Source organism: Streptomyces sp. NPDC049577, from assembly GCF_040675635.1.
In the GTDB taxonomy this organism is placed as follows: Bacteria; Actinomycetota; Actinomycetes; order Streptomycetales; family Streptomycetaceae; genus Streptomyces.
Genome location: NZ_JBFAPH010000326.1, coordinates 1 through 7,149 on the forward strand (window position 1 = coordinate 1; position 7,149 = coordinate 7,149).

The following is a 7,149-nucleotide window of genomic DNA, read 5'->3' on the forward strand; positions in this document are numbered from 1 at the left end:
CCACTGCCCAGGGCTCGGCCCGCCCGGAACGCCCCAACCACGCCGCAGACCGGGCGAAGACCCGCCCGCTTCTCCCACCGCCGCGACGACGAGCGACCACAAGGCACGAGCCCCCTCGCGGCGACCGCGCATCGCCGCCGCGGCGGAAAACCACTGCCCAGGGCTCGGCCCGCCCGGAACGCCCCAACCACGCCGCAGACCGGGCGAAGACCCGCCCGCTTCTCCTACCGCCGCGACGGCGAGCGACCACAAGGCACGAGCCCCCTCGCGGCGACCGCGCATCGCCGCCGCGGCGGAAAACCACTGCCCAGGGCTCGGGCCGCCCGGCGGAGACGGTGGCCGCAGGCCCGGTCGCGTCCGCCGGACAGACCGCTAGTCCTCCGCGGCAAGCGGTGCGGTCGGGCGGTCCATCTCGCGCCATTCGGGGCGCAGTCCGGCCAGATTGGTGGTGAGGAAGTACGTTCCCCCTGCGACGAGCAGCACCGGCACCAGGCCCGCCGACGCCACGGCGGCGCCGGCCAGGAGGCCGCCCAGGGGGATACCGGCCCAGGCGAGTGAGTCGCCCAGGGCACGGACGCGGCCGAGCAGCCGCCGCGGTACGCGTTCGAAACTGACGGCCCCGAGGATGGGGTTGAGGAACCCGCCGCCGAAGCCGCCCACCGCGAATACCGCCACCACCACCGCCATGGGCGCCCCGGAGGCCAGGGCGATGAACTTGGGCGCCCCGGCGAGCAGGAAGCCGGTGAAGAAGACGAGTCGGCGGCGCAGCCGGTGGGCGACGGCGGCGGCGATGAGGCTGCCGCAGACGGCGGCGACGCCCGAGGCGCTGCTGATCAGGCCGATGGCCGCGGGTCCCGCGCCGGACTCCCTGGCCCACACGGGGATGAGCACGGTGGAGAAGCCGGCCTCCAGCATGTTGGTGATGCCGACCATGACGATGATGGTGAGCAGGAGCGGTTCGCCGCGCAGGAAGGTGAAGCCCTCGCCCAGGGACTTCCAGTAGCCGGGCGCCGGCTCGTCCTCCGGCGCCCGGTCGTCGGGGACGGACCGTCCCATGCCGCGCGGCAGGACGAGCGCGATGACGAGCGAGCCGAAGGCGAAGCTCGCCGCGTTGACGACGACGCCCGTCAGGGGACTGGTCAGGGCGACGAGGGAACCGCCGAGGGCGGGGCCGAGTGTGGAGGCGAGCCGTTCGACGACGCCGGAGAGCCCGGTGGCCCTCTCCAGCGGTACGCGGGCGCTCTCGGCCGCCTCCGGGATCATGACCTCCTTGGCGAGGTCGCCGGGGCCGCGTGCGGCGCCGACGACCGCGACGAGGACGAGCAGCAGCCAGAAGGGCAGCAGGCCGAGGGAGTGCAGCAGGGGCAGCAGGCCGGCGGCGGTCGCGCTGAGGGCGTCCGTGGTCCAGGAGACGGTCCGGGGGCCGAGCCGGTCCACGAGCGGGCCGGTGAGGGCCTTGACCAGGACGTAGGGCGTCATCTCGCAGAAGGCCACGAGTCCGGTCTGGGTGGCGCTGCCGGTGGTGACGAGGACGAACCAGGGCAGGGCGATGGCCGAGACCCGGGTGCCCGTCACGGAGACGGCGGTGGCGCCCAGCACCCCGGCCAGCGGCCGCAGGCTGCGCCGCCCGTGCGGGACGGGTGCCGGGCCGGGTATGCCGCCGTCGCCTGTCGTCTTCTCCCCGGAGGTGGCCGTGTGGGTCACGTTCCCGTCTCCGGCTCGGCGCGGTGGGCCGGCCGGGGCGGGGCGGCGGGGTGGTGTGCGGCGATCATGATGGATCACCTTAGGCTGCGAGTGTTCCGGTGCAAACGTTTTTCCAGGCCGGTCAGTTGCACAGGGCCGGGCGGTCCTACCGTAGGGGGGTGATCATTGATCCCCGCACCGTCGCCCCCGGCGTCGTACTGCGCCCGGCGGCCGCCGAGGACGCGGCCGCGATGGCCGACGCCTACCGCCGCAACCGTGACTATCTGCGCCCCTGGGAACCGCGGCGGAACGAGGCGTTCTTCACGGCCGACGGCCAGGCCGCGCGGCTGACGGAGCTGCTGGAGCTGCAGCGGGCCGGGCGGGTCATGCCGTGGGTCGTGGCCGACGAGGAGCGGGGCGAGATCGTCGGCCTGGTGAACCTCAACAACATCGTGGCGGGCGTCTTCCGCAGCGCCAATCTCGGGTACTGGATCGCGGCGGACCGGGCGGGCCGGGGGCTCGGCTCGGCGGCGGTCGAGGCGGCGTGCTCCCTGGCCGGCGAGCGGCTCGGGCTGCACCGGATCGAGGCGGGCACCGTCCTGGCCAACGCGGCGTCGCAACGGGTACTGGCCAAGTGCGGCTTCGAGCGGATCGGCATCGCCCGGAACTATCTGCACATCGACGGAGCCTGGCGGGACCACGTCCTCTTCCAGCGGATCCTCCACGACCGTCCGCCGGCCTGAGGATCGCGTCACACGGTGTGCTCGCGCTGTCACACCGAGCGCCGTGTTTCTTGATCGCCTCCCAATCTATGGGTCCCTGTCACGTGGCTGTTACACAACAGCAGGGAAACGGCGGGGCGGTAATCATAAGATCGAACTCTTGCTCTGGGGGCGATTGGTTCCGTTTTGAGCACTTTGCTGTAGTTCGACCGCTGTTCCGCTACCACCGCGCTCACCCCGCGCAGGAGATTGGAGACTTGCCTGTGCCCGGGCACATACCTCGTCGACGCGTGCTGCAGGTGGCGGGTGGAGGCCTGGTCCTCGGAACGGGCGCGCTGGGAGCCTGGCAGTGGCTCGCCCCCGAGCACTCGAAGGACAAGGGCAAGCACTCCGCCGAGTTCCCGGCCCGGCCCGCGAAGGCCGTGACGGACGAGGTGATCGTCCATGTCATGGCGCACGCGGACGACTCCCTCTACTTCATGAACCCGGAGCTGGAGCACTCCATACGCAGCGGCGCGCCCACCGTCACCGTCTGCATGACCGGCGGCGAGTCCGACGGGCGGAACGCCCTCTCCAATGCGCCCGGGTACAAGAAACTGCCGGAGAAGCGCCCCCAGTTCGTGCGCGCGCGCATCAACGGCCTCCGCGAGGCGACCGCCCGGATGGCCACCGGCGACTGGCTCAGCCCGTGGACCGTCGAGCCGCTGACGCTGCTGCCCGGCTTCCAGGTCGAGCTGCACACGCTCAAGGCCGCGCCCCAGATTCAGCTGATCTTCATGGAGCTGGTGGAGGCCCGCTTCATCAAGGCCCCGCGCAAGGACAGCCTGCGCGGCCTGTGGCTGGGCGCCACCCCGAAGCTGACCACCCTGGTGCCGGACCACAGCCCCGTGCGCCAGACCTTCCAGTACTCCCGGCAGCAGGTCATCGACTCGCTCGTCGCGGTCCTGGAGCGCTACCAGCCCACGGTCGTGCGCACCCTGGACCCGAACCCGACGCACCGGGCCGACCAGCCGCAGTACGGCGACGACGTACCGCCGGAGCTGCGGGTCATATCCAGCTACGACCATCAGGACCACACGACCTCGGCCTACTTCACGCAGGCCGCCCTGGCCGCGTACTGGGGCCGCAAGCACGCGCGCCCCACGGCCGTGGAGAGCTACATCGGTTACGAGGTCTCCATGCTCCCCAGCAACCTGGAGACCTCCGCCGTCCGGCACAAGATCAAGATCCTGGACACCTACGGCTGGGTCGACGGCAAGGACTGCGGCGACCCCGCCGGCTGCGGCGACCGCAAGGTCGGCAACCGCTCCAAGGACACCCACTGGTCCAACAACTGCCGTACCCGGGCGACCGGTACCCAGCGCTGGGTCCAGCCGCTCCCCGACGGGCGGCTCGCGGCCTTCGCCCTGCTCGACGGCAAGGCGTACTGCTGGACCGAGACCACGGCCGGCAGCGGCGTGTGGTCCCCGCCCGTGGCGACGGGCGGCTCGATGCTGGAGGGGCAGATACAGGCCCTGCGCCACGCCGACGGCAGGATCCAGCTCTTCACCGTGCGCACCGTGCTGCCGACGCCGGACGGCCAGCAGCACCGCCGGGAGATAGTCACCGCCCTCCAGAACGGCCCCACGGCCACCGGCGCGACGCCGTCGTTCGGTCCGTGGGAGTCGCTGGAGTCGCCGGAGAAGGACGCGCAGCGGTCCATGGAGGTCGGTTACCCGGTCGCCGTGGCCGGCAAGGACGGCACCGTCCACGTCTTCGTCCGCGACTGGGAGGGCCGGATAGCCACCCGCAGGGGCGCCGACGGGCAGGACTGGACCGACTGGGAGCGGCTCGCCCCGGTCCCGGGCAAGCCGGTGAGCATCCTCGACGGCCTGGACGCCGCGCTCGACGGCAAGGGCCGCGTGCACGTCGTCGGTGCCGACGTCAAGACGGTGCACCACTGGGTGTCCGACGGCCCGGCCACGGCGCCGCAGCCGGCCGAGCCGACGCGGCTGCCCGCCGCCACCTGCGAGCTGACCCTGGCCGCCCTGCCGAGCGGCGGCATGCGCCTGGCCCTGCGCCAGCCCGACACCGCCCGGGTGCTGCTGGCCGACCGCCCCGCGGACAACGGCGGTTGGCGCGTGACGACGCACTGCCCGGCCATCGGCGGCTACGGCCGGGTGGCCCTCGACCAGGCCGGCAACACCACCGTGATCGCCGCACGCGACGACAAGGGCCGCGTCCGCCTGACGGCCGGCTCCGGCCGCCCGGGCGACTGGGAGGAGGAGGGCGTGCCGCACCGCGGTACGGCCGCCCTCGCACAGGACGCCAAGGGGCGTACGGTCGCGGTCGTGCTGGGCATGGACGGCAACCTCAGCAGCAGCCGGGCCAAGGGCCGGGGCTCGTCGGCGTTCGCCGGCTGGGTCTCGCACGACGGGAAGCCCCAGCGCGACACGCAGGCCTCCTAGGGAAGACCTGCCCGCCGCGGGGGTCCGGGGTCCGGTCAGGCGGTGACGTCCTGCGCGATGACGCGCTCGACGTTCCGCTCGGCCAGTGCCGTGATGGTGACGAAGGGGTTGACCCCGATGGAGCCCGGGATCAGCGAACCGTCGGCGACGTACAGGTTCCGGTATCCGGTGACCCGGCCGTAGTCGTCGGTGGCCCGGCCCAGGACGCAGCCGCCCAGCGGGTGGTAGCAGAAGTCGTCGGCGAAGTTCCGCAGTCCGGCGCCGAAGAGGTCGTACCGGTACACCGTCGCGTTCGCCCGGTTGACGCGGTCGAACAGCGATCTGGCCGCGTCGACCGCCGGTCCGTTCTGGTCCCGGGTCCAGCGCAGGCCCATCCGGTCGGTGGCCCGGTCGTAGTGGAAGGTGCCGCGCTCGGGATTCCTGGTGATGGCGAGATAGAGGCTGGCCCAGGTCTCGATGCCGGCCGGCAGCGGGGCGATCTCGGCGAAGACCGGCGCGTCCGGGTTGTCCCAGTCGTCGATGCCCATGGCCGGGATCGAGGACTGGTGGGCGCCGGTGGTGTCCCACAGGTGGTTGGCCCGGGCGGTCATGATGTTGCCGTTCGGGCCCCACCCCGCGCCGATCTCGGGGCTCAGGTCGGGCAGGGCGCCGGTCTCCCGGGCACGCAGCAGCAGTTCGGTCGAGCCGAGGCTGCCGGCGCCGAGGAAGAGGTACCGGCAGGAGATCTCCTTGCCCGCGAGCCGCCGGCCGCTCGCGTCGTGCTGCGCGACGGTGAGCGTGTACGTCCCGTCGGGCGCGCGGTGGATCGCCTTCACCTCGTGGAGCGACTCGATGGTGACCCTGCCGGTGCCCAGGGCCGCGGCCAGATAGGTCTGGTCGAGGCTGCGCTTGCCGTGGTTGTTGCCGTAGATGACCTCGGTGGCGAGCGCGGACTTCGGCGCCGTCCCGTCGGCCTCGCGCCGCATGTGGCCGAAGTCGTAGACGTTGGGCACGAAGGTGGTGGCCAGGCCCGCCCTCCGGGCCGCCTCGCGGGAGACCCGGGCGAACCGGTACCACTCGGTCTCCTCGAACCAGTCCGCCGGGATGTGGTTGACGCCGAGCATGGCGTTGGCGCGCGGGAAGTACGTGGCGTACATCTCCCCCGCGTCGACCCGCGGCAGCACCTCCTCGAAGTACGCCCGCTTCGGCTGGACCGCCATGCCGCCGTTGACCAGCGAGCCGCCGCCGACGCCACGCCCGACGTACACGGCCATCTGGTCGAAGGCGACCCGGTCGAGCACGCCCGCGTAGGGCTCGATGTCGCGGTTGACGACGTCGAGCCAGAGGAAGGAGCCCAGCGGCGCCTCGGTGCGGCTCTTGAACCAGCTGGAGCGTCTGTCGGGGTTGAGCATCCCGCAGAAGACGTTGCCGTCGGGGCCGGGCCGGTCCCACAGCTGCCCCATCTCCAGCATCAGCGTCGACACGCCGGCCTCGCCCAGCCGCAGCGCCGCGACGGCGGCGCCGTAGCCCGTACCGATCACCACGGCGGGGACGAACGAGCCGTCCGGCACGGGACCGGCGGCCGCCGCCCGGGGGGCGGCGGCGATCGTGGTCGCCCCGGTGGCGGCAGCGGCGCCGAGGGCCGCCATGCCGAGGAGCCTGCGGCGCGAGAGGTGCTGATTGGCTAACACGCTGTGTCTACCTGACCTTTCCAGGGGGGTGGGAGGACGTACGTCCCCGCACCACAGCACAGCGGGTCGGCGAAGTCGACACCCGTGGCGTGATCAAGCCAAAGCCGGAGTCCAGGGCGGACTCGAGGGGCTCGGGAGCGGCGTTCTCCGGTGGTCGCGCCGGTGTCGACGAGCTCGGCGGCTATCGGATGGCCGCCCCCGACAGCGTCCGGGCGATGACCAGTCGCTGGATCTCGCTCGTCCCCTCGAAGATGGTGTAGATCGCGGCGTCCCGGTGCATGCGCTCCACCGGGTAGTCCCGGGTGTAGCCGTTGCCGCCGAGGATCTGCATCGCCCGGGCCGTGACCTCCTTGGCCGTCTCGCCCGCGAAGAGCTTGGACATCGAGCCCTCGGCCGAGGTGAACGGCTTGCCCGTGGCGGCCATCCAGGAGGCGCGCCAGACGAGCAGCCGGGCGGCGTCGATGCGGGTGCGCATGTCGGCGAGCTGGAAGGCGATGCCCTGGTTGTCGATGATCGGCCGGCCGAACTGCACCCGGGTGCAGGCGTAGTCGAGGGCCGTCTCGTAGGCGGCGCGGGCGATGCCGACGGCCTGGGCGCCGACGGCCGGGCGCGAGGCCTCGAAGGTGG

General features: G+C 72.6%; 5 protein-coding genes. 2 read left to right on the top strand and 3 right to left on the bottom strand.

The annotated features are described in order from the left end of the window. Nucleotides 1-372: 372 nt before the first annotated feature. Complete coding sequence (locus AB0K09_RS27140) at nucleotides 373-1,656, bottom strand: MFS transporter (RefSeq protein WP_366068037.1); 1,284 nt, start codon at nucleotides 1,654-1,656, stop codon at nucleotides 373-375. A gap of 212 nt (nucleotides 1,657-1,868) precedes the next feature. Here AB0K09_RS27140 and AB0K09_RS27145 point away from each other — a divergent pair, with 212 nt between their 5' ends. Together AB0K09_RS27145 and AB0K09_RS27150 are read left to right on the top strand one after the other, a co-directional pair. Continuing rightward, nucleotides 1,869-2,426: a GNAT family N-acetyltransferase gene (locus AB0K09_RS27145; protein ID WP_366068038.1), complete on the top strand. Its 558-nt coding sequence runs from the start codon at nucleotides 1,869-1,871 to the stop codon at nucleotides 2,424-2,426. Between the two features lie 269 nt (nucleotides 2,427-2,695). Further along, a complete protein-coding gene (locus AB0K09_RS27150; protein ID WP_366068035.1) occupies nucleotides 2,696-4,852 on the top strand; it encodes a PIG-L family deacetylase in 2,157 nt (718 codons plus the stop codon). A 35-nt stretch (nucleotides 4,853-4,887) separates the two neighbouring features. Here the strand turns inward: AB0K09_RS27150 and AB0K09_RS27155 are convergent, their stop codons facing one another. Further along, complete coding sequence (locus tag AB0K09_RS27155) at nucleotides 4,888-6,480, bottom strand: GMC oxidoreductase (protein WP_366068039.1); 1,593 nt, start codon at nucleotides 6,478-6,480, stop codon at nucleotides 4,888-4,890. A gap of 223 nt (nucleotides 6,481-6,703) precedes the next feature. Further along, a partial coding sequence (locus AB0K09_RS27160; protein ID WP_366068036.1) for an acyl-CoA dehydrogenase family protein occupies nucleotides 6,704-7,149 on the bottom strand: 446 nt, incomplete at its 5' end.